A 21,897-nucleotide genomic window follows, 5' to 3' on the forward strand; every position below is an offset into this window, starting at 1 on the left:
CAAAGAATATGAGGATTCTTTGCGGTAGTGAAAAGTCTATTTTCCTTCAGCTTCAAGATCAGCGAAAGCTTTGTCCATAACTTCTTTAAGTTGGGAAGCAGAAGCATCCATACGATCTTTTTCAGCATCGCTTAATGGAATTTCGATAATATTTTGGATTCCTTTCGCATTGATAACTGCTGGAGCACCGATATAAATATCATTTTGTCCGTATTGTCCTTCTAAATAAACAGATAGTGGGAATACAGCACTTTCGTCATTTAAGATTGCACGAGTGATACGAGCCAAAGCAACAGCGATTCCGTAGAATGTTGCGCCTTTTTTCTCAATAATTTCATAAGCAGCGTCACGTACACCGAAGAACAAGTTAACTAATTCTTCTTCATCAACTTCTGGGTTATCTTTGACCCATTCGTAAATTTGCAAGCCAGCAACGTTAGCGTGTGACCAAACTGGGAACTCTGAATCACCGTGTTCACCTAAGATATATGCATGGACGTTACGTGCATCAACGTCTACTAGTTCTGCAATTGCTTGACGGAAGCGAGCTGTATCTAAAGATGTACCAGATCCGATAACGCGTTCTTTAGGGAAACCTGAGAATTTCCAAGTAGAGTAAGTTAGGATATCTACAGGGTTTGCTGCTACTAAGAAAATTCCGTCAAAACCAGAAGCAACAACTTGTTCTACAATGCTTTTGTTGATGCGTAGGTTTTTACCAACTAAATCCAAACGAGTTTCGCCTGGTTTTTGTGGTGCACCAGCGGTAATGACAACTAGGTCAGCATCGTGACAATCTTCATAAGAAGCAGAATAAATTTTCTTAGGTGACGTAAAGGCTAATGCGTGTGATAAGTCGATAGCGTCTCCTTGTGTACGGTTGGTATCGATATCGATAATACCGATTTCTTGAGCGATATTTTGATTGACAAGAGCGAAGGCATAACTTGATCCTACTGCGCCGTCTCCGATTAACATTACTTTTTGATGGGTTTTACTAGCTGCTGTTGCAGTCATGTGTACCAATCCCTTCTAATATTTGTTTTTCCAGAGGAATGATAACACTAATTAATGAAACTTGTCACGTATTTTACTCATTAATAATACAGTTATTTTAGCTGTTTCAGAAGAAAACGCTTCATGTGTTAATAGCTCAAGAAGCTGGTACTATTAACTTTTTTCAAAAATAACAGAAACTTATAAGAGACTTAAAGCGCTGAAAACGGTCACTACAGGTTAGTTTGTGTTATACTGTATAAAGAAAAATTTGGACTGGGTAGTCATTTGACTATCCAGCATTTTGTCATGCAGATGAAAAGTGACATTCCTTTGCTACAAGAAGGAATTACATATCTAAAAGAACGAGGCGAAACAATATGAAAATGATCGTAGGTTTGGGAAATCCAGGAAAAAAATATGAAAATACAAAACACAACGTTGGCTTTATGGTTGTGGATCGATTGGCGACGGAGCATGGTGCAGTTTTCAAAAAGAATGCTTTTGAAGCAGAAGTGGCTGATTATTTCGTAGATGGTGAGAAAGTATTGTTGGTAAAACCAATGACCTTTATGAATGAATCCGGTCGAGCAGTTGGTCCGTTAATGACCTATTTCGGCGTCTATCTAGAGGAATTAGTTGTCATAGCAGATGACTTGGATATGGATCTTGGCAAACTGCGCTTGAGACAAAAAGGCAGTGCGGGTGGGCATAACGGATTAAAAAGTATCATCTCACATATTGGGACGCAAGAGTTCAATCGAATCAAGATTGGTATCGGTCGTCCAAATGGAAAAACAGTGGTAAATCATGTATTGAGCACATTTGGAAAAGAAGATGAAATGACAATCGCGGATAGTGTTGCTCGTGCGGCTGATGCAGCGGATGATTTTGTTATAGGTAATGATTTTTTAAAAACGATGAATCGGTTTAATTAAAGCTGATTCTTTTTCAACGTTATTCAGAATTTTGAAGATTAGAAGTAGATAAGGAGTAAGAAAATGAATTTGATTGAAATTATTAATCAGTTGCCACTAGTAAAAGAATGGCAGTCTAATTTAGAAAAAAAAGCAAAGCGGCAATTGCTGATTGGACTTTCAGGTTCGGCGAAAGCTTTGGTAATGGCTGCTACACATCAGGCGGAAGAAAAACAAACAGTAGTAGTAGTTCCGAATCTCTATTACAGTAATCAACTTGCTGATGAGCTACGGCAGATTGTCGAGGATGTTCATTTATTCCCAGTGGATGAGGTGCTTTCAGCTGAGATGGCCTTTGCGTCACCAGAAGCACGCGCTGAACGTGTTTCTACTTTACAGGCTCTATCACAAGGAGAAAATGGAATATACGTTGTGCCTGCTGCTGCTCTACGTAAATATCTACCTTCAATCGAGACATGGAGAGAAAACCAATTACACTGGGAAATTGGCAGTGAGGTTGATTTAGAGAACTTAGCGCAGCGTTTAGTATTGATGGGATATGAACGTCAAACAATGGTTGGTAAACCTGGTGAATTCAGCATGCGAGGAAGTATTATTGATATTTATCCCTTAACGACAGAATATCCTGTTCGGGTAGAGCTATTCGATGTTGAAATTGATTCATTACGTTATTTTGAACCAGAGACTCAACGTTCGGTAGAGAATCTAAATGAGGTATGGATTACACCAACGACTGATCTAGTTTTTTCTGCACACGATTTGGCACAAGGGGCTTTAAAAGTAAACCAGCTCTTGCAAAATCGTTTGGCCGTCACTAAAGATAAAGAAGATTACAATTTCTTAAATGACTATTTTGGACAATTAATTGCTTCTTGGGAAGACGGTATTCCGACAGAGCAAGCTAAGTATTACACAGATTTATTATACGAGGAAAAAATTTCACTACTGGATCATTTTGCCAAAGATGCACAGTTGTTTGTCGACGATTATCCACGTATGATGGAAGCACAACGCGAAATGGAGCGGGAAGAGGCCGAATGGCATACGCAAAAAATTGAAGAATTGCGTGTTTTTTCTGATCAAACTTTTGGTATGAATGCTCATGACCTAATCAAAAAGAGTAAGTTAGTGACTAGCTTCTTTTCGTTATTTCAAAAAGGGATGGGGAATTTACGCTTTGAAGCGATCCATAATTTCCAATACCGATCAATGCAGCAATTTTTTGGACAAATGCCTTTATTAAAAACAGAAGTTGACCGTTGGCAAAAGCAAGAACAAACGGTATTATTCCTTGTATCTGACCAAGAACGGCAAGAAAAGCTAACTCAGGAGTTTCATGATGTGGAAATCAAAGCAGTTCAAACGACTCCTGATCAATTATTGATTGGTCAGACCCAGATTGTTACAGGTAGCTTGACGAATGGATTTGAATTACCGCAGGACAAATTAGTTGTAGTAACAGAACGTGAAATCTTTCAAAAAGTCACAAAAAAGCGGGCTCGAAGACAGACAATCTCCAATGCAGAACGCCTAAAGAGTTATAATGAATTAAAAGCCGGAGACTATGTTGTTCATGCCAATCACGGTATCGGTAAATACATTGGGATGGAAACGATTGAGATCGATGGGGTCCATCAAGACTACATGTCAATTGTATACCAAAAAGATGATAAACTATTCATTCCAGTGACCCAATTGAACCTAATTCAAAAATATGTCTCTTCTGAGGCGAAACCGCCGAAGATTAATAAATTAGGCGGTAGTGAATGGTCGAAAACTAAGAGTAAAGTATCGAAAAAAATCGAAGATATCGCAGATGATTTGATTGAGCTTTACGCCAAACGTGAAGCAGAACGTGGCTATGCCTTTGGTCCTGATGATGAATATCAAAAAGAGTTTGAAGACGCCTTTCCATATAGTGAAACAGATGACCAGCTGCGTAGCACTGCTGAGATCAAACACGACATGGAAAAAGCTCGCCCAATGGATCGCTTATTAGTTGGGGATGTCGGTTTCGGTAAGACCGAAGTAGCATTACGCGCAGCCTTTAAAGCAATCAAGGAAAACAAACAAGTTGCGTTTCTTGTACCAACGACGATTCTGGCTCAGCAGCATTTTGATACAATGACGGAACGGTTCGAGAATTTTCCCGTTAATGTAGCGATGCTGAGTCGCTTCCGTACAAAAAAACAACAGAATGAAACAATCGAACAAATCCGTACAGGACAAATCGATATCGTGGTGGGAACTCATCGGCTTTTATCACAGGATTTGCAGTTTGCTGATTTAGGCTTGTTGATTATTGACGAAGAACAGCGTTTTGGGGTAAAACACAAAGAACGGTTGAAACAGCTGCGATCACAAGTTGATGTGTTAACGTTGACGGCGACACCGATTCCTCGAACATTGCATATGTCGATGTTGGGTGTGCGTGATCTGTCCGTAATCGAAACGCCGCCAGAAAATCGTTATCCGATCCAAACATATGTAATGGAGACGAATCCTGGCGCAATCCGCGAAGCAATCGAACGTGAAATGGCACGTGGTGGACAAGCGTTTTATCTCTATAATCGAGTAGAGACAATTGAACGGAAAGTGGAAGAACTGCAAATGTTAGTTCCTGACGCAAAAATAGGATTTGCTCATGGGCAAATGACAGAAGTTCAATTGGAGAATACATTGATGGATTTCATTGATGGACAATACGACATATTAGTTACTACAACGATTATTGAGACAGGTGTCGACATTCCAAATGTTAACACATTGTTTGTTGAGAATGCCGATTATATGGGGCTGTCAACATTATATCAATTACGTGGAAGGGTTGGCCGAAGCAACCGTATTGCCTATGCCTACTTTATGTATGAGCCACAAAAAATCTTGAATGAAGTCAGTGAAAAACGGCTCCAAGCAATTAAAGACTTCACTGAATTAGGTTCGGGTTTTAAAATTGCGATGCGCGATTTATCAATTCGTGGCGCCGGAAATCTTTTAGGAGCGCAGCAGCATGGCTTCATTGATGCGGTCGGATTTGATATGTATTCACAAATGTTGTCTGAAGCAGTCGACCGTAAGCAAGGGAAAAATACCCAGGTTGAACGTACTTCCGTCGAAATCAACTTAGGGATTGATGCCTATATTCCGGGAACTTATATCGAAGATGAACGACAAAAAATTGAAATTTATAAACGGATTCGTGAGTTAGAAAGTATAGAGATGCTAGACGAGGTAGAAGCTGATTTAGTGGACCGTTTCGGAGATTATCCAGATGAAGTAGCGAACTTGTTAAACATCGGACAAATCAAGATGGACGGTGATCGTGCGCTAGTTGAAAGTATCCAAAAACGTCAGGAGCAGATTATCTTTACTTTAAGCAAGGTTGGGACGAAAGCATATAAAGTTGAACAGCTATTCGAAGCATTGAGCGCTACGAAGATGAAAGCAACTTTAGGCGTTGAAAAGGATCATATGGTCATAAAACTAGTAGTTGAAAAAACGATGGACGAAGCGATTTGGCTAAGAGAGATCAGCAAATTTGTTCGTGCATTACGAGAACAAAAATACAAAGAATAGGTGGTGGAGGCACTGGCGAATAAAGAAATGCGAGTGATGATGCAGGGGGCCTTTGTCTTAACTGCCGCATCTTTTGTAGCAAAATTATTGAGCGCTATTTATCGTGTACCCTATCAAAACTTTGCGGGTGATGAAGGCTTTTATGTGTATCAGCAGGTTTATCCAATTTATGGTATTGCCATGACTTTGGCGTTGTCAGGTTTGCCACAGTTTATTTCAAAATATGTAGCAGAGCAAAAAGAACCTAGAGAACAGCGTCGAGCACTGGAAGAGCTGTTTCCTTTGATCAGTGCTTTTGGTTTAATCTTGTGGGCGTTGTTTTTTTTCTCGTCTCAACCATTAGCAAATTGGATGGGAGACAGAAATTTAGCGCCCTTGATTCAAGTGGTGTCCTTTACTTTTATTATTATGCCTTTCCTCTCGATTACTCGAGGAGAATTTCAGGGAAAATTATTAATGGTGCCGACAGCTGTATCACAAGTGTTGGAGCAATTGATCCGTGTTTGTGTGATCGTAGTTGCTGCTTGGTCATTTAAGCAATTTGGCTGGGATGTTTACTACACGGGAAAAGTAGCGATGTCTGGTGCTTTGGTTGGCGGAATTGCGGCAGTTCTAGTTTTGTGGTATTACCGAAGAAAGGTTTTAGGAACGAGTCTTTTACGAAGAGTACCGGTTTTTGGCACAAAGATGATAGCGCTAGGAAAACGATTAGTACTTGAGGGAGGCTTGATGACGATCTACAGCGGTCTATTGATTTTATTTCAATTGATCGACTCCTTTACCGTAAAAAAAGCCTTAGTTGATTTTGGACTAAGCGAACATGGTGCAAAGTTAGCAAAAGGAATTTATGATCGGGGTCAGCCGTTGGTTCAATTAGGTTTAGTGATAGCCTTAGCCTTGAGTTCTAGTTTTTTACCATTACTTACACGGTATTTGATCAGTCGGGATCGTGGAATGTTTGTGAAAACGAGTCAGATTTTTTTGCGTTTGACTTGTGCGATTGGTGCAGCAGCCTCGATCGGGTTAGCTATGCTGCTTCCCTATGTGAATTATGCGCTATTCAAAGATTATCAAGGGAATAGTCCTCTAGTCCTGTTTGTTTTTGCGATTTTTTTGATGGCAATGGTACAGGCTTATCAAAGTATTGCACAAAGTCAAAACGAATATCGTAGTTCACTACAGGCGGCAGGAGCTGGACTGTTAATAAAAATGGTAACCACGGGAGGGCTGACAAAACAATTTGGTACAGTTGGAGCCAGCCTGTCGACATTATTAGGATTAGCGGTAGCTTTACTTATCTTGCATTTAGCCTGTGATCATGAAATACGGAATTATGGTACTCAGCGTCATTTTATGCGAAAACTTTTTATTTGTTTAACTGGCATGGTAGTAGTGCTCTTATGTTATTATGGCGGTATCAACATTATTTTTGGAATGGTCTATAAAAGGAGTTTGGCATTAGTGGCTGCTGTTTGTGGTGTACTGATAGGAGGGAGCGCTTTTCTAATCCTTGCTATCCACTTACGTTTATTAACCATTCGAGAATGGCTGATGTTGCCATTTGGAAGTAAATTATTGAGAATAAATTGGAAAAGGAGATAATTTATGCGATTAGATAAATTTTTAAAAATTTCAAGAATCATCAAACGCCGTACAGTGGCGAAAGAAGTTGCTGATAAAGGACGAATCCAAGTAAATGGAAAATTAGCAAAATCTTCAACAGATGTAAAAGTTGGTGATGAACTGCGTATACAATTTGGGAATAAAATTCTAGAGGTCGCTGTAGAAGAACTGCATGAATCAACAAAAAAAGATGACGCAGCTAAAATGTACCGTATCATTAGTGAGACACGTGTAGAAAATAACGGAAATTAGGGGTAATTCAAATAGACAATTATAACTTGAGTTGATATAATAGTAAAGAATTTCATGTAAGGAGCGAGCAGTAATGAATGAAAACGAGACGCAAAAAATTGCTTCGTTAGATACGCCATATGCAAAAGAGCAATATCTTAAATTTCAAAAGCAACATCGTCAATTGATTTTTAAACGTCGTCGTTTAGCAGCTTTAATAGCTATTGCTGCCTTTGTCGCTATTGTCATGGGAGTTCAAATCTTTAATGAGCAACGTCATTTAAGTGAACTAAATGAGATTAAAGTCAAAACTGTTGCTGAGTCTGCCAAAGTGGATGACCGAGTCGCTGACTTGCGGCAAGACGTAAAGCTCTTGAAAGATGATAACTATGTGGCTAAGCTAGCCCGTAGTCGTTTCTATTATTCAAAAGATGGTGAATTAATTTTTGTTTTACCAGATTCAGCAAATACATCTAATAAAGATAAACAAACTGCTGATGAAGTTGTTAAATCCGAAACTGCTAAATAAATTTCGTTGCAGTTTTAAATAAATTGGAAAAAAATTAGGAGGAACAATTTTTTTATGTCAATCGAAGTAGGAGCTAAGCTGCAAGGAAAAGTATCAGGGATCACCAATTTTGGTGCCTTTATTGACTTGGGAGAGGGCAAAACGGGCTTAGTCCATATCAGTGAAATATCTAATGGTTTCGTAAAAGACATTCATGATGTATTAACTGTCGGCGATGAAGTAACAGTGAAAGTGACTTCAGTCGGAGACGACGGTAAAGTTGGTCTTTCGATTCGCAAAGCCCAAGATCAGCCACAGCCAGAAAAGAAACCTTTTAAACGTGAGTTTCGTGATAATAATCGCTCAAAACCTGCGCCTAAAGGCAAACCACAAAATAGCGGCAAACAGGACTTCGATTCATTGATGAGTTCCTTTTTAAAGGATAGCGATGATCGCTTGTCATCGATCAAACGTAATACTGAAGGAAAACGCGGTGGTCGCGGAGGCCGCCGTAGTTAAAATAAAGGAAGGTTGTGACAGAAGTGCTCAGCTCTAAGAAATTTCGGTATATTTCCTAAGAAGCTACTTCTGGAACAACGTGTGTTCGGAAAAAGGAGCTGTGACAAGACTTTTGTCACAGCTCCTTTTTTTAAAGGAAAAGAGATTCTATTGATTACTTGGCGATAAAATCAATACAAGTGAAGTTCATAATGAATTAATAATTGGAAAGTATGATTAGAGAATATATGATAGAGATTGAGTATTCTTATAAATCAAGGAGTTTGACATGAAACAAGACTTTTTTCGTAAAAATCCTGAATTAACTGCTGATAAAAAGATACTACTAGCAGTTTCTACAGGCGTTGACTCAATGGTTCTTTTGCATCTATTGGAGCGGCAAGGACTGACTATCGGTGTAGCTCACGTGGATCATCAATTGCGCACTGAATCGAAGGTTGAAGCGGATTTTTTACATGATTATTGCCGAAAACAAGACATACCTTTTTATTTAAAAATTTGGAAAAAACCTGCTAAGAAAAATGTTGAGGCTGCTGCCCGTAATCTCCGTTATGCTTTTTTTAAGGAAATTATGGAGCAGGAAAACTATGATCTAGTTCTTACTGCTCATCATGGAGACGATCAGCTAGAGACACTTTTAATGCGTTTGACGCGTGGCGGCTCGTTTACAGGTCATAGCGGAATCGTGCGCCAGCAAACATTCGGTAATGGAATATTGCTGCGTCCACTGTTGTCCTTCTCGAAAGAGACGCTTTATGAATATGCTGAAGAGAAGAATTTGACTTATTTTGAAGATGCTACGAATATTTCACAAGACTACTTTCGAAATCGAATCCGTCAAAATATCGTACCAGAGTTAAAAAAAGAAAATCCGCAAATATTAGCGAATGCTCAACAGTTTCATCAGCAATTGCTCTGGGCAGATCAGTTAATTACAGAGGCGCTAAAAGAAAATTTAAGAAATATCGAATACGATGGACAGCGGTGGTTTTTTTCAGCTGATACGCTTCCCACGGATACGGGTGCTCGTTATTATTTTCTGTCGATATTTTTTCAGCAGAAGGCTCTACAAACGAATCTAGTCGTCTCACAGCGACAATTGTTTTTACTGCTAGACCAAATCCAGCGTCCTGTCAGTCAATGGGTCTTAGATTTAGGGGAGGGCTGGCAATTTTCACGTAGATACCAACATTTCTATTTGGAAAAGAAGATAATTGTCCATCAGGAAAAATATTTTTTGGGAGAAAACGAACGCTTTTTCTTATCCGACAATGAAACGATTGCATTAAGAAGAAGTGATACAGTCGCGGATAAAGGTGTATACCAAGTTCCGTTACCACTCACAGTTAAACTCCCTCTAACGATCCGTCGTCGCCAAGATGGTGATCGAATCCGTTTGACTGAAACATTAACAAAACGCATTAGCCGTTATTTTATTGATAAAAAAACTCCGATGGATATCCGTGATCAAGCATGGGTGGTGGAAGATTCTGCTGGAGAAATTGTAGCGCTTTTGCCTTTTGTCAATTCCTATTTGAGTATTGCAACTGAAACTGATAGAATACACTACATACTTGACTATACGCTTCAAGTAGCGAAATGAAAGGAGTTTCTACATGCTAGCAAAAGATATTGAAAAAGTATTGATTACTAGAGAAGATATTCAAAAACGCTGTGTCGAATTAGGCGTACAATTAACAGCAGATTATACCGATAAAAATCCATTGGTAGTTGGTATTTTAAAAGGAGCCATACCTTTTATGGCTGACATCGTTCGTGAAATTGATGCTCATTTAGAATTGGATTTTATGGATGTTTCAAGTTACGGGAATCAGACAGTTTCTTCGGGCGAGGTAAAAATCATCAAGGACTTAGATACCAATGTGGAAGGTCGCGATTTATTAATTGTAGAAGATATTATTGATAGTGGTCGAACACTTGGCTATTTAGTTGATCTATTTAAATATCGGAAAGCTAAATCAGTGAAAATCGTCACATTGTTGGATAAACCAGAAGGACGCGTGGTGGATATCCATGCTGATTATGTTGGTTTTGATGTGCCTAATGAATTCGTCGTTGGCTATGGTTTAGACTATGCTGAAGCATATCGGAACCTGCCATATGTAGGTGTATTGAAGCCGGAAATTTATCAATCAAATTAGTGACCGAAAAAATCACAGTATGATATACTTAAAAGGTCAAAATTGATAAAACTTTTTTAACAAGCTAATAAGCTAACAAGTGCGAGGAGGACGCAGATGAACAAAAACAATAAGGGAGTAAAAAATGCTCTCTATTATATTCTCGTCATCTTGGCTATGGTCATGGTTGTTTATTTCCTTTTTGGAGATAACAAATCAGCTTCGCCAGATATCGAGTATTCAACCTTTACGGAACAGATTCAAGATGGCAAAATCAAGAACATCAAGATCCAGCCTGCTGGTGGTGTCTATAAAATCACTGGTGAGTATAAGGCAAAACAGGAAGTTGCTAATTCCGGCGGCTTGAGCATTATTGGGGGAGGAACAGAGTCAAAAACGACACATTTCTCAACCATTGTTTTGCCAAATGATTCAACTCTGAGCCAGGTCAATGACCTAGCAAAAGAAAATAAAGTTAAAATAACGATTGAGGAAGAATCAAGCAGCGGTATGTGGGTTACTTTATTAGTAAGCTTCTTGCCTATCTTGATTATGATATTCTTCTTCTACATGATGCTAGGACAACAAGGCGGCGGTGGCGGCGGCAATGGCCGTGTCATGAACTTTGGTAAATCAAAAGCTAAAGAAGCTGATAAAAAAGCTAATCGTGTACGTTTCTCTGACGTAGCCGGCGCTGAAGAAGAAAAACAAGAATTAGTCGAAGTTGTGGAATTCTTAAAAGATCCACGTCGTTTCGTCGAATTAGGTGCCCGTATTCCGGCTGGTGTACTACTTGAAGGACCTCCCGGGACTGGTAAAACATTGCTTGCTAAAGCCGTAGCTGGTGAAGCAGGTGTGCCGTTCTATTCAATTTCAGGGTCAGATTTCGTGGAAATGTTTGTTGGGGTCGGAGCTTCTCGTGTTCGTGACCTATTCGAAACAGCTAAGAAAAATGCGCCAGCGATTATCTTCATCGATGAAATTGATGCTGTTGGTCGTCAACGTGGTGCAGGCATGGGCGGCGGTCACGATGAACGTGAACAAACGCTGAACCAGTTACTTGTTGAAATGGATGGATTCGATGGAAATGAAGGTGTGATCGTCATTGCTGCAACCAACCGTTCTGATGTGTTGGACCCAGCGTTATTACGTCCAGGCCGTTTTGACCGTCAAATCTTAGTTGGTCGCCCAGATGTTAAAGGTCGTGAAGCGATTCTTAGAGTGCACGCTCGTAACAAACCTTTGGCAGACGATGTTGATTTGAAAGTTGTTGCGCAACAAACGCCAGGCTTTGCCGGTGCGGATTTAGAAAATGTCTTGAATGAAGCTGCTTTAGTTGCTGCTCGTCGTAATAAGAAAAAAATTGACGCTTCAGACGTGGATGAAGCAGAAGATCGCGTTATCGCAGGACCTGCTAAGAAAGACCGCGTCATCAGTAAACGTGAACGCGAGATGGTTGCCTACCATGAAGCCGGTCATACGATTATTGGTATGGTCTTAAACCGTGCTCGTGTGGTGCATAAAGTAACGATTATTCCTCGTGGACGTGCTGGCGGATATATGATTGCCTTACCAAAAGAAGATCAAATGTTGATGTCGAAAGACGATATGTTTGAGCAAATCGTTGGGTTACTAGGTGGTCGTACAGCAGAAGAAATCGTCTTTAATGCTCAAACAACTGGAGCATCAAATGACTTCGAACAAGCTACTGGATTAGCTCGAAGCATGGTAACTGAATACGGAATGAGCGAGAAGCTTGGACCGGTTCAATACGAAGGAAATCATCAAGTCTTTGTTGGTCGTGACTATGGTCAAACAAAAGCTTATTCTGAACAAGTTGCTTTTGAGATTGATGAAGAAGTTCGAAATATCTTGATGGCGGCACATGATAAAGCTCGCGAAATCATTGAGACACATCGTGAACAGCATAAATTGATTGCGGAAAAATTATTGGAATTCGAAACACTGGATGCCAAAGCAATCAAATCATTGTTTGAAACAGGCGAAATGCCTGCAGGTTCTGATAGTCTTTATCCAAGTGAAAAAACTCAAGCTCAAACATTTGAAGAAGCAAAACGTGCTTTGGAAGAAAAAGATGCTGAAAAACAGGCTGAAGATAAAGCAAATGAACGTAAAGATTCAGATGATAAAATCGAACCAGAAGATACAAACGATAATCAAGAGTAAAATAAAGCGAAACGGCATGTCCTTAGGATATGCCGTTTGTTTTCTATTTGTCAGAATCGTATAGGAAATTTAAAGAGAAATATCGAATAAAGCAGATTGTTAATATAGGCGGATGATAAAGATGGAAGGATCTATTCGTATATGCAAAATTAAAGATTTGCTCGAATTGCAAAAAATCAGTATAGAAACGTTCAGTGACACTTTTGCTGAGCAAAATGATTCAGATAATCTTGAGGAGTATTTGATTGAAGCGTATCATTTAGAAAAATTAAAAAAAGGAAATGATGAATTCAAATTCACGTTTCTTTTTTATCTATTTAGATAATCTACTTGCTGGATATTTAAAATTGAATATCGATTCAGCGCAAACTGAGAAGATAGATCGGAATGGACTAGAGATCGAACGGATTTATATCCGTAAAGAATACAAGCGTCAGGGTTTAGGCCGACAATTATTAGAGTTTGCTATTGAACTTGCTACTAAGGAGAGACGTAAACTTATCTGGCTAGGTGTATGGGAAGAGAATGAGAATGCGTTGCTTTTTTATCAAATGTTTGGTTTTAGAAAAAACGGGACACATAATTTTTATATTGAAATAGATAAGCAAACGGATTTAATTATGGTGAAAGAACTTGGTAGAACGATTAAGAATGATGTGAGTTGTTAAAGGTGCGACCTATTGAATAGGTTTGAATATAGAACACAAGGCTACGAAAATGAGAGGCTAGTTATAGACTTGCAAATTATTAGAGGATCTGTGTAAAAATATCTGTTGCTCAAAACTACATTTAGCTAACGCTTTGATTGAAAAATATTGTTAAACTTTCCATATGACGTCGTACGAAGAAGTTGAAAAAAGCTTGAACACCTAGTATGATGCAATCACGAGTAAAAACAAGGAATAATATAAAATATTAAGGAGCAAATAGATTGAGTGACTATTTAGTGAAAGCATTAGCCTATGAAGGATTTGTAAGAGCGTACGCTGTTAATGCGACAGAAACCATCGCTGAGGCGCAGCGTCGTCATGATACATGGAATACGTCTTCTGCAGCCCTAGGACGTACGATGATTGGGGCTTTAATGCTAGGCGCAACGTTAAAAGGCGAAGATAAAATGACTGTAAAAATAGAAGGCAATGGACCGGCAGGAGCTATCGTTGTAGATAGTAATGGAAAAGGCGAGGTAAAAGGCTATATCAAAAATCCACATATCAGCTTACCTTTGAATGAAGTCGGTAAGATCGATGTGCGTGGAGCAGTTGGAACAGAAGGTATGTTTACGGTCATTAAAGATTTGGGATTGAAAGAACCATTTTCTGGTCAGACACCGATTGTTTCTGGCGAGATTGGGGAAGATTTTACCTATTATTTAGCTGTATCAGAACAAATTCCATCAGCGGTTGGTGTTTCTGTTCTAGTTGATACGGATGATTCTATCAAAACGGCTGGCGGTTTCATGATCCAAATTATGCCGGGAGCCAGTGATGAGATTATTGATCAAATTGAGGCGCGACTTAAAGAAACAGCCCGTATTTCGACCTTGTTAGATGAAGGTCAGACGCCAGAAGAAATTCTGCAGAAGTTATTAGCAACAGATGATGTAGAATTTTTAGAAACCATGTCTGTTCAATTTAAATGTGATTGTTCAAAAGAAAAATTTGCATCAGCGATTATTACACTAGGAGCGGAGCAAATTCAAGAATTGATTGATCAAGATCATGGTGCAGAAGCGGTCTGTGCTTTTTGTAACAACAAATATGAATATAGCGAAGCAGACCTTTATGAATTGAAACACGAAATTTTGGGGGAATAGCAGTGAAACCATTGAACGGTACATGGAAAATCGGCAATGTGGAAATTCCAAATCGGGTTGTTGTGGCTCCTATGGCTGGAATAACAAATGCGGCTTTTCGGGTAACGGTGAAGGAATTTGGTGCTGGATTAGTTGTTTGTGAAATGATCAGTGATCAAGGAATTCATTTTAGAAATAAAAAAACCTTAGAGATGCTTTATGTTGATGAGGGTGAGCATCCACTAAGTGTACAGATCTTCGGAGGCAGTAAGGAGACACTAGTAGAGGCTGCACGATTTGTCCAAGAGAATACGGAAGCAGACATCATCGATATTAATATGGGCTGTCCAGTGAATAAAGTCATCAAAGCAGAAGCGGGAGCTAAATGGCTGTTGGATCCTAATAAGGTCTATGAAATGGTAGAGGCTGTTTCCTCCGCTGTGGATATCCCTGTAACAGTCAAAATGCGCATTGGTTGGGACAAACAGCATATATTTGCCGTTGAAAATGCATTGGCCGCACAAAGTGCCGGAGCGTCAGCGCTTGCAATGCATGGTAGAACACGGGTTCAAATGTACGAAGGCCAAGCGGATTGGGAGGTATTGAAGCAAGTCGCTGATCAACTAACCATCCCCTTTATGGGAAATGGCGATGTTCGTACCCCAGAGGATGCAAAACGAATGATTGAGGAAGTCGGTGTTGATGCAGTGATGATTGGCCGTGCGGCATTAGGAAACCCCTGGAGGATTCATCAAACGCAGCATTATTTAGAAACGGGAGAATTGATCACCGAACCAAGTGCTCGAGAAAAAATTGAAACAGCCAAGCTTCATTTAGAACGATTGATAAATTTAAAAGGTGAAAAAATCGCTTGTCGCGAATTTCGCCAACATGCTAGTTACTATCTGAAAGGGATTTCACGATCAACCAAAACAAAAGTAGCGATTAATCAAACAGAAGACAAACAAGTCATCTTCGATTTACTTGATCGACTTGTTGAAAAGACTGAAACAAAAGCAAAAATTAGCTAAACTTCAAGCCGAATGAGGAATTCGGCTTGATTTTTTGCCTATTCATTGGCATTATAAGTAAGAGTAATTACATACTGAGGAGGAACATTCGTGACTGAGGAACAAACAAATTTGACAGAAATGAACGATCAGATGCGTGTTCGCCGCGAAAAAATGGAAAATCTTCGTGAAGAAGGTATTGACCCATTTGGCGCACGCTTCGAACGCACGACAAATTCAAAAGAGTTGCATGAAACTTACGATGAAAATACTAAAGAAGAGCTATTAGAAAAGCAATTAACGGCAAGCGTTGCTGGTCGAATGATGACCAAACGGGGGAAAGGTAAAGTTGGATTTGCTCATTTGCAAGACCGCGAAGGTCAAATTCAAATTTATGTTCGTAAAGACGAAGTTGGAGAAGAGCCTTATGCGATCTTTAAAAAGGGTGATTTAGGTGATTTCTTTGGTGTAACCGGTGAAATCATGAAGACTGATACAGGAGAAGTATCAATCAAAGCGAAAGAAATTACTTTACTATCAAAAGCATTGCGTCCGTTACCAGAAAAATATCATGGGTTAACAAACGTTGAACAACGTTATCGTCAACGTTACTTAGACTTGATCAGTAATCGTGAAAGCTTTGATCGTTTCACTAAACGCAGTCAAATCATTAGTCAAATCCGTCGTTATCTAGATGGTTTAGGGTATATTGAAGTAGAAACACCAGTTTTGCATAATGAAGCTGGCGGAGCGACTGCTCGTCCATTTATCACACATCACAATGCTTTAGATATGGATTTATACCTGCGTATTGCCCTTGAGTTGCATTTAAAACGTCTAATTGTTGGTGGAATGGAAAAAGTCTATGAAATCGGCCGTGTCTTCCGTAATGAAGGAATTGATACTACCCATAATCCAGAATTTACGATGATGGAAGTTTATACTGCGTATCATGATTATTTAGACGTGATGAATCTAACAGAAGGAATTATCCGTGATGTTGCAAAAAATGTTCTGGGGACAACAACACTTTCTTATGATGAGCAAAGTATTGATCTAGGCTCTGACTTTAAACGTATTCATATGGTTGATGCTATCAAAGAACAAACTGGGGTCGATTTCTGGCCTGAAATGACAGTTGAAGAAGCTCGTTCATTAGCAAAAGAGCACAATGTTGAAATCAATGATAATATGGAAGTTGGACATATTATCAATGAGTTTTTTGAAACATTTGTTGAAGAAACACTACAACAACCAACTTTTGTTTATGGTCATCCAGTAGAAGTATCTCCACTTGCCAAGAAAAATACGGAAGATGGACGTTTTACTGATCGTTTCGAACTATTTATAGTAGGGCGTGAGTTCGCTAACGCCTTTACCGAATTAAATGATCCAATTGATCAACGAGAACGTTTTGAATCACAAGAGAAAGAACGTGAGCAAGGAAACGATGAAGCACATGGTGTGGATGAAGATTTCTTAGAAGCGTTAGAATATGGTATGCCGCCTACTGGTGGGTTGGGAATCGGGATTGATCGACTGGTCATGTTGTTGACAGATGTTCAGTCAATTCGTGATGTTTTATTGTTCCCGACTATGCGTTAAAAATAGGCTCTTCGTCAATAAGTGTTGGTGAAGAAATTCAATAGAATAATCGAGATACTCACACGGCTAGACAGCTATCTTGTCTATCCGTGTTGTTGTTCTGGCTTTAGTCAGTTGGGTAGTGTTCTTAGTTTTCTTAAAATATTTTCCTCGATGTAAAAAGATTCGTTCTCGGTAGTTTTGAAAGTTTCTAAAGCCATAGGCAATTCGTTTTAGTACTTTGATATGGTTATTCAAACATTCTATAGGGCCGTTGGAATAGGGAACGCGCAACGCTCGTTTGATTTCTGTTCGATATTTTTTGAAGGTCGTGAACACTGGTTGGTAGTGCTCTGGCAACTTCTTGTAGTCTTCTTTTAGGAGCGCGACGAATTCAGGAACATCTTGTCTTCTGATAGTGGAAAGAAAATCCTGGTAGACTTCGTAGCCTCGCTTTAAGGAATCATCATAAGATAATAGCCGATCGACTATCTCTGCTTCTGTCAGATGATCTCGAAATGACGGACGCCAGTAGCGATGCTGACCCTTCAATTCCCACGCATTCTTTTGAAGTAGTCTCCAGTATTTCTTTAAGTGCTTCGACCGACGATCCCCTTTTTTAAAGGTCTTCATTACTTGAATTCGGTGGTTGGTAAAGGCCCGACCGATGTGTTGGCTAATATGAAAGCGATCGGCGACAATTCGGGCATTCGGAAAACACTCTTTCACCAATGTGCGATAGGGTGTATAGAAATCTGAAACCACTAGACGTACTTGTTCACGGACTTTTCTAGGGTAGCGCAAGAAATAGTCGCGTAAAGGATTGAGTTGCCGATTTTCCACAATATCAATCAGTTGATGGGTCTTGCCGTCCATCATGACAAAGCTCATGGCTCCCGAGACGTTTTTCACCGATTTGAATTCATCGAAACACACCACTTCTGGTAACGGCTGGTTCAAAGAAACGGTTTTAGGCCGAAGGCTGCGAAGTATTCGAATGACAGTGGTCGGAGAAATGTGCTTCATACGTGCGATCAAAGACATAGAAAGAGGTTCGCTTAATAGCTCAAGAATGGCTTGTTTGACTCTGCGAGCAATGGAGCAGTGACGATCACTAACGGAATCTTCTGCTAAAAAAGTCTTTCCACAGTGTTTACATTTGAAGCGCTGTTTGTTAATCCGCAGAATGGTCTTGTAGTTACTGACATCATTCAATAAGATGGATACTTTTTTCCAGCCCCATTTAATGATCGTTTGCTCATTTTCATAGTGGCAATGAAAGCATTCCTCTGGTTGATAGGTCAATGTGCCATCAAAAACAAAACATGTTTCGTCATTGATTCGCTCTTTGCGAAAGGCATCTTCATGGAAGGTAAGATTTAGGTCTAGAATATCTAGTAACTCTTTGGTAAACTCTGAATAGGACATCTTGAAACACTCCTTTGAATGGTTTTCGTCGACTTTATTCTAAAGGATTTCAAGGTGTCTGTTTGCGTTTATTAGAAAAAAGAAAAAGTATTGGCAACAGAAGGCGTCACCAACACTAGATATTATAGAGCCTAAAAATAAATTTTCAAAGACGTTCAGTTATGCTGAGCGTCTTTTTATAATCTTAAAAAGAATTATTAGAAAATGATGTAACTCTTCAATTCTAAAATGCGGCCTATCTTTTTGTGAAAAGGGAATTTTCAATTAGTTTTCATGTTATTTGCGAACATTTACACTAGCAATGAGTAACAATGGTCAGGAATGAAAAAAAGTTGAAAAAAATCAGTATTTTTGATTGACCGAAGAGGATTATGTTGGTATATTATTTTATGTTCCAAAGCGAGCGTATACCGCTCAAAAAAACTTGAAAATTGTTATTGACAGATGACTGACTTTCAGTTATTCTATCAAAGTCGCATAAAGCGATGGCAACAACTTCTTCGAAAAAAACTTCAAAAAAGTTATTGACATCAAAACGGCAATCTGTTATGATTTAAAAGTTGCTGAAACAAAGCGACGAACAATGTAGACCTTTGAAAACTGAACGAATAAAACAAACCAAATGTGTAGGGCGCTTCTATTATATAGAAGCAAACAACATAGCAAGCAATATGCTAGCAAGTCAATTATTACAATTGAGCTTAACAGTCGCAAGACTGTTTCAAACACTTTTTATGAGAGTTTGATCCTGGCTCAGGACGAACGCTGGCGGCGTGCCTAATACATGCAAGTCGAACGCTTTTTCTTTCACCGGAGCTTGCTCCATCGAAAGAAAAGGAGTGGCGAACGGGTGAGTAACACGTGGGTAACCTGCCCATCAGAAGGGGATAACACTTGGAAACAGGTGCTAATACCGTATAACAATCGAAACCGCATGGTTTCGGTTTGAAAGGCGCTTTTGCGTCACTGATGGATGGACCCGCGGTGCATTAGCTAGTTGGTGAGGTAACGGCTCACCAAGGCAACGATGCATAGCCGACCTGAGAGGGTGATCGGCCACATTGGGACTGAGACACGGCCCAAACTCCTACGGGAGGCAGCAGTAGGGAATCTTCGGCAATGGACGCAAGTCTGACCGAGCAACGCCGCGTGAGTGAAGAAGGTTTTCGGATCGTAAAACTCTGTTGTTAGAGAAGAACAAGGATGAGAGTAGAATGTTCATCCCTTGACGGTATCTAACCAGAAAGCCACGGCTAACTACGTGCCAGCAGCCGCGGTAATACGTAGGTGGCAAGCGTTGTCCGGATTTATTGGGCGTAAAGCGAGCGCAGGCGGTTTCTTAAGTCTGATGTGAAAGCCCCCGGCTCAACCGGGGAGGGTCATTGGAAACTGGGAAACTTGAGTGCAGAAGAGGAGAGTGGAATTCCATGTGTAGCGGTGAAATGCGTAGATATATGGAGGAACACCAGTGGCGAAGGCGGCTCTCTGGTCTGTAACTGACGCTGAGGCTCGAAAGCGTGGGGAGCAAACAGGATTAGATACCCTGGTAGTCCACGCCGTAAACGATGAGTGCTAAGTGTTGGAGGGTTTCCGCCCTTCAGTGCTGCAGCTAACGCATTAAGCACTCCGCCTGGGGAGTACGACCGCAAGGTTGAAACTCAAAGGAATTGACGGGGGCCCGCACAAGCGGTGGAGCATGTGGTTTAATTCGAAGCAACGCGAAGAACCTTACCAGGTCTTGACATCCTTTGACCACTCTAGAGATAGAGCTTCCCCTTCGGGGGCAAAGTGACAGGTGGTGCATGGTTGTCGTCAGCTCGTGTCGTGAGATGTTGGGTTAAGTCCCGCAACGAGCGCAACCCTTATTGTTAGTTGCCATCATTTAGTTGGGCACTCTAGCGAGACTGCCGGTGACAAACCGGAGGAAGGTGGGGATGACGTCAAATCATCATGCCCCTTATGACCTGGGCTACACACGTGCTACAATGGGAAGTACAACGAGTCGCGAAGTCGCGAGGCTAAGCTAATCTCTTAAAGCTTCTCTCAGTTCGGATTGTAGGCTGCAACTCGCCTACATGAAGCCGGAATCGCTAGTAATCGCGGATCAGCACGCCGCGGTGAATACGTTCCCGGGCCTTGTACACACCGCCCGTCACACCACGAGAGTTTGTAACACCCGAAGTCGGTGAGGTAACCTTTTGGAGCCAGCCGCCTAAGGTGGGATAGATGATTGGGGTGAAGTCGTAACAAGGTAGCCGTATCGGAAGGTGCGGCTGGATCACCTCCTTTCTAAGGAAATAGTTCATCGAAGATGAACGTTACGGAAACTACACAGGAATGTTTTATTCGTTCAGTTTTGAGAGGTCTACTCTCAAATCGTTCATTGAAAACTGGATACAGAAACAATTTTAAACAAACCGAGAACACCGCGTTGAATGAGTTTTTTAATAAGTTCAATTGCTTATTTATTACTAAAGAACATGATCGCTCATGGGAATTAGTAAGACCCTTGACGAAAGTCAAGATAAGGTTAAGTGAATAAGGGCGCACGGTGGATGCCTTGGCACTAGGAGCCGATGAAGGACGGGACTAACACCGATATGCTTCGGGGAGCTGTAAGTAAGCTTTGATCCGGAGATTTCCGAATGGGGAAACCCAACATCTTTTATAGGATGTTACTTTTCAGTGAATACATAGCTGATTAGAGGTAGACGCAGAGAACTGAAACATCTAAGTACCTGCAGGAAGAGAAAGAAAAATCGATTCCCTGAGTAGCGGCGAGCGAAACGGGAAAAGCCCAAACCAAGAGGCTTGCCTCTTGGGGTTGTAGGACTCCGATATGGTAGTCCAGTGAGATAGTCGAAGGACCTGGAAAGGTCTGCTAGAAAGGGTAAAAGCCCCGTAGACAAAATTTGACTGGCACCTAGGAGGATCCTGAGTACGGCGGAACACGAGGAATTCCGTCGGAATCCGGGAGGACCATCTCCCAAGGCTAAATACTCCCTAGTGACCGATAGTGAACCAGTACCGTGAGGGAAAGGTGAAAAGCACCCCGGAAGGGGAGTGAAATAGATCCTGAAACCGTGTGCCTACAACAAGTTAGAGCCCGTTAATGGGTGATAGCGTGCCTTTTGTAGAATGAACCGGCGAGTTACGATTACTTGCGAGGTTAAGTTGAAAAGACGGAGCCGCAGCGAAAGCGAGTCTGAATAGGGCGAATGAGTAAGTGGTCGTAGACCCGAAACCATGTGATCTACCCATGTCCAGGTTGAAGGTGCGGTAAAACGCACTGGAGGACCGAACCCACGTACGTTGAAAAGTGCGGGGATGAGGTGTGGGTAGCGGAGAAATTCCAAACGAA

At 40.6% G+C, this 21,897-nt stretch carries 14 protein-coding genes, 2 rRNA genes and 1 pseudogene (1 of these 17 running past the window's edge); 15 read left to right on the forward strand and 2 right to left on the reverse strand.

What is annotated here, in order from left to right:
- Positions 1-36: 36 nt before the first annotated feature.
- The gene (locus tag IGI52_RS15995; RefSeq protein ID WP_016181565.1) at positions 37-1,017 is read right to left on the reverse strand and encodes an L-lactate dehydrogenase; all 981 of its coding nucleotides are present in this window, start codon (positions 1,015-1,017) and stop codon (positions 37-39) included.
- A 359-nt stretch (positions 1,018-1,376) separates the two neighbouring features.
- Here IGI52_RS15995 and pth point away from each other — a divergent pair, with 359 nt between their 5' ends.
- The 13 genes and pseudogenes from pth to lysS all read left to right on the forward strand — a co-directional run bounded on the left by pth (position 1,377) and on the right by lysS (position 17,129).
- Positions 1,377-1,934: an aminoacyl-tRNA hydrolase gene (pth, locus tag IGI52_RS16000; RefSeq protein WP_048721935.1), complete on the forward strand. Its 558-nt coding sequence runs from the start codon at positions 1,377-1,379 to the stop codon at positions 1,932-1,934.
- 63 nt (positions 1,935-1,997) lie between these two features.
- Positions 1,998-5,510 carry a transcription-repair coupling factor gene (gene mfd / locus IGI52_RS16005; RefSeq protein ID WP_438781730.1) on the forward strand — a complete coding sequence of 1,171 codons (3,513 nt, stop codon included), beginning with the start codon at positions 1,998-2,000 and terminating at the stop codon, positions 5,508-5,510.
- A gap of 39 nt (positions 5,511-5,549) precedes the next feature.
- Positions 5,550-7,112, forward strand: a complete 1,563-nt coding sequence (locus IGI52_RS16010; RefSeq protein ID WP_438782254.1) for a putative polysaccharide biosynthesis protein — start codon at positions 5,550-5,552, stop codon at positions 7,110-7,112.
- A gap of 3 nt (positions 7,113-7,115) precedes the next feature.
- A complete protein-coding gene (locus IGI52_RS16015; protein WP_016181561.1) occupies positions 7,116-7,385 on the forward strand; it encodes an RNA-binding S4 domain-containing protein in 270 nt (89 codons plus the stop codon).
- A 73-nt stretch (positions 7,386-7,458) separates the two neighbouring features.
- Positions 7,459-7,893, forward strand: coding sequence for an FtsB family cell division protein (locus IGI52_RS16020; protein WP_016181560.1), 435 nt, complete (start codon positions 7,459-7,461; stop codon positions 7,891-7,893).
- Between the two features lie 54 nt (positions 7,894-7,947).
- Positions 7,948-8,391, forward strand: a complete 444-nt coding sequence (locus tag IGI52_RS16025; RefSeq protein WP_016181559.1) for a S1 domain-containing RNA-binding protein — start codon at positions 7,948-7,950, stop codon at positions 8,389-8,391.
- A 268-nt stretch (positions 8,392-8,659) separates the two neighbouring features.
- A complete protein-coding gene (gene tilS, locus IGI52_RS16030) occupies positions 8,660-9,994 on the forward strand; it encodes a tRNA lysidine(34) synthetase TilS (protein ID WP_049219843.1) in 1,335 nt (444 codons plus the stop codon).
- A 13-nt stretch (positions 9,995-10,007) separates the two neighbouring features.
- On the forward strand, positions 10,008-10,553 hold the full coding sequence (hpt, locus tag IGI52_RS16035) for a hypoxanthine phosphoribosyltransferase (RefSeq protein ID WP_016181557.1): 546 nt from the start codon (positions 10,008-10,010) through the stop codon (positions 10,551-10,553).
- Between the two features lie 96 nt (positions 10,554-10,649).
- Positions 10,650-12,719: an ATP-dependent zinc metalloprotease FtsH gene (gene ftsH, locus IGI52_RS16040; protein WP_049219842.1), complete on the forward strand. Its 2,070-nt coding sequence runs from the start codon at positions 10,650-10,652 to the stop codon at positions 12,717-12,719.
- A 121-nt stretch (positions 12,720-12,840) separates the two neighbouring features.
- A pseudogene (locus IGI52_RS16045) lies at positions 12,841-13,387 on the forward strand (GNAT family N-acetyltransferase).
- Positions 13,388-13,650: 263 nt separating this feature from the next.
- Entirely contained in the window at positions 13,651-14,535 is an 885-nt protein-coding gene (gene hslO / locus IGI52_RS16050) for an Hsp33 family molecular chaperone HslO (protein WP_049219841.1), read from the forward strand.
- Positions 14,536-14,546: 11 nt separating this feature from the next.
- Positions 14,547-15,545 (forward strand): tRNA dihydrouridine synthase DusB, encoded by a 999-nt coding sequence (gene dusB / locus IGI52_RS16055; RefSeq protein WP_102866124.1) that lies wholly within the window; start codon positions 14,547-14,549, stop codon positions 15,543-15,545.
- Between the two features lie 120 nt (positions 15,546-15,665).
- Positions 15,666-17,129 (forward strand): lysine--tRNA ligase, encoded by a 1,464-nt coding sequence (gene lysS, locus IGI52_RS16060; RefSeq protein ID WP_102866125.1) that lies wholly within the window; start codon positions 15,666-15,668, stop codon positions 17,127-17,129.
- A gap of 66 nt (positions 17,130-17,195) precedes the next feature.
- On the opposite strand, the gene IGI52_RS16065 is transcribed toward lysS, so the two are convergent.
- The gene (locus IGI52_RS16065) at positions 17,196-18,536 is read right to left on the reverse strand and encodes an ISL3 family transposase (protein WP_102866109.1); all 1,341 of its coding nucleotides are present in this window, start codon (positions 18,534-18,536) and stop codon (positions 17,196-17,198) included.
- Between the two features lie 730 nt (positions 18,537-19,266).
- On the opposite strand from IGI52_RS16065, the gene IGI52_RS16070 reads away from it, so the two are divergent.
- Positions 19,267-20,825 (forward strand): 16S ribosomal RNA (locus IGI52_RS16070).
- Between the two features lie 239 nt (positions 20,826-21,064).
- A 23S ribosomal RNA gene (locus tag IGI52_RS16075) occupies positions 21,065-21,897 on the forward strand; it runs 2,079 nt beyond the window's last position.
- The 16S and 23S rRNA genes sit together here, the layout of an rRNA operon.

The sequence above is a fragment of the Enterococcus sp. DIV0187 genome, assembly GCF_051713785.1.
Classification (GTDB): Bacteria; Bacillota; Bacilli; order Lactobacillales; family Enterococcaceae; genus Enterococcus_A; species Enterococcus_A avium.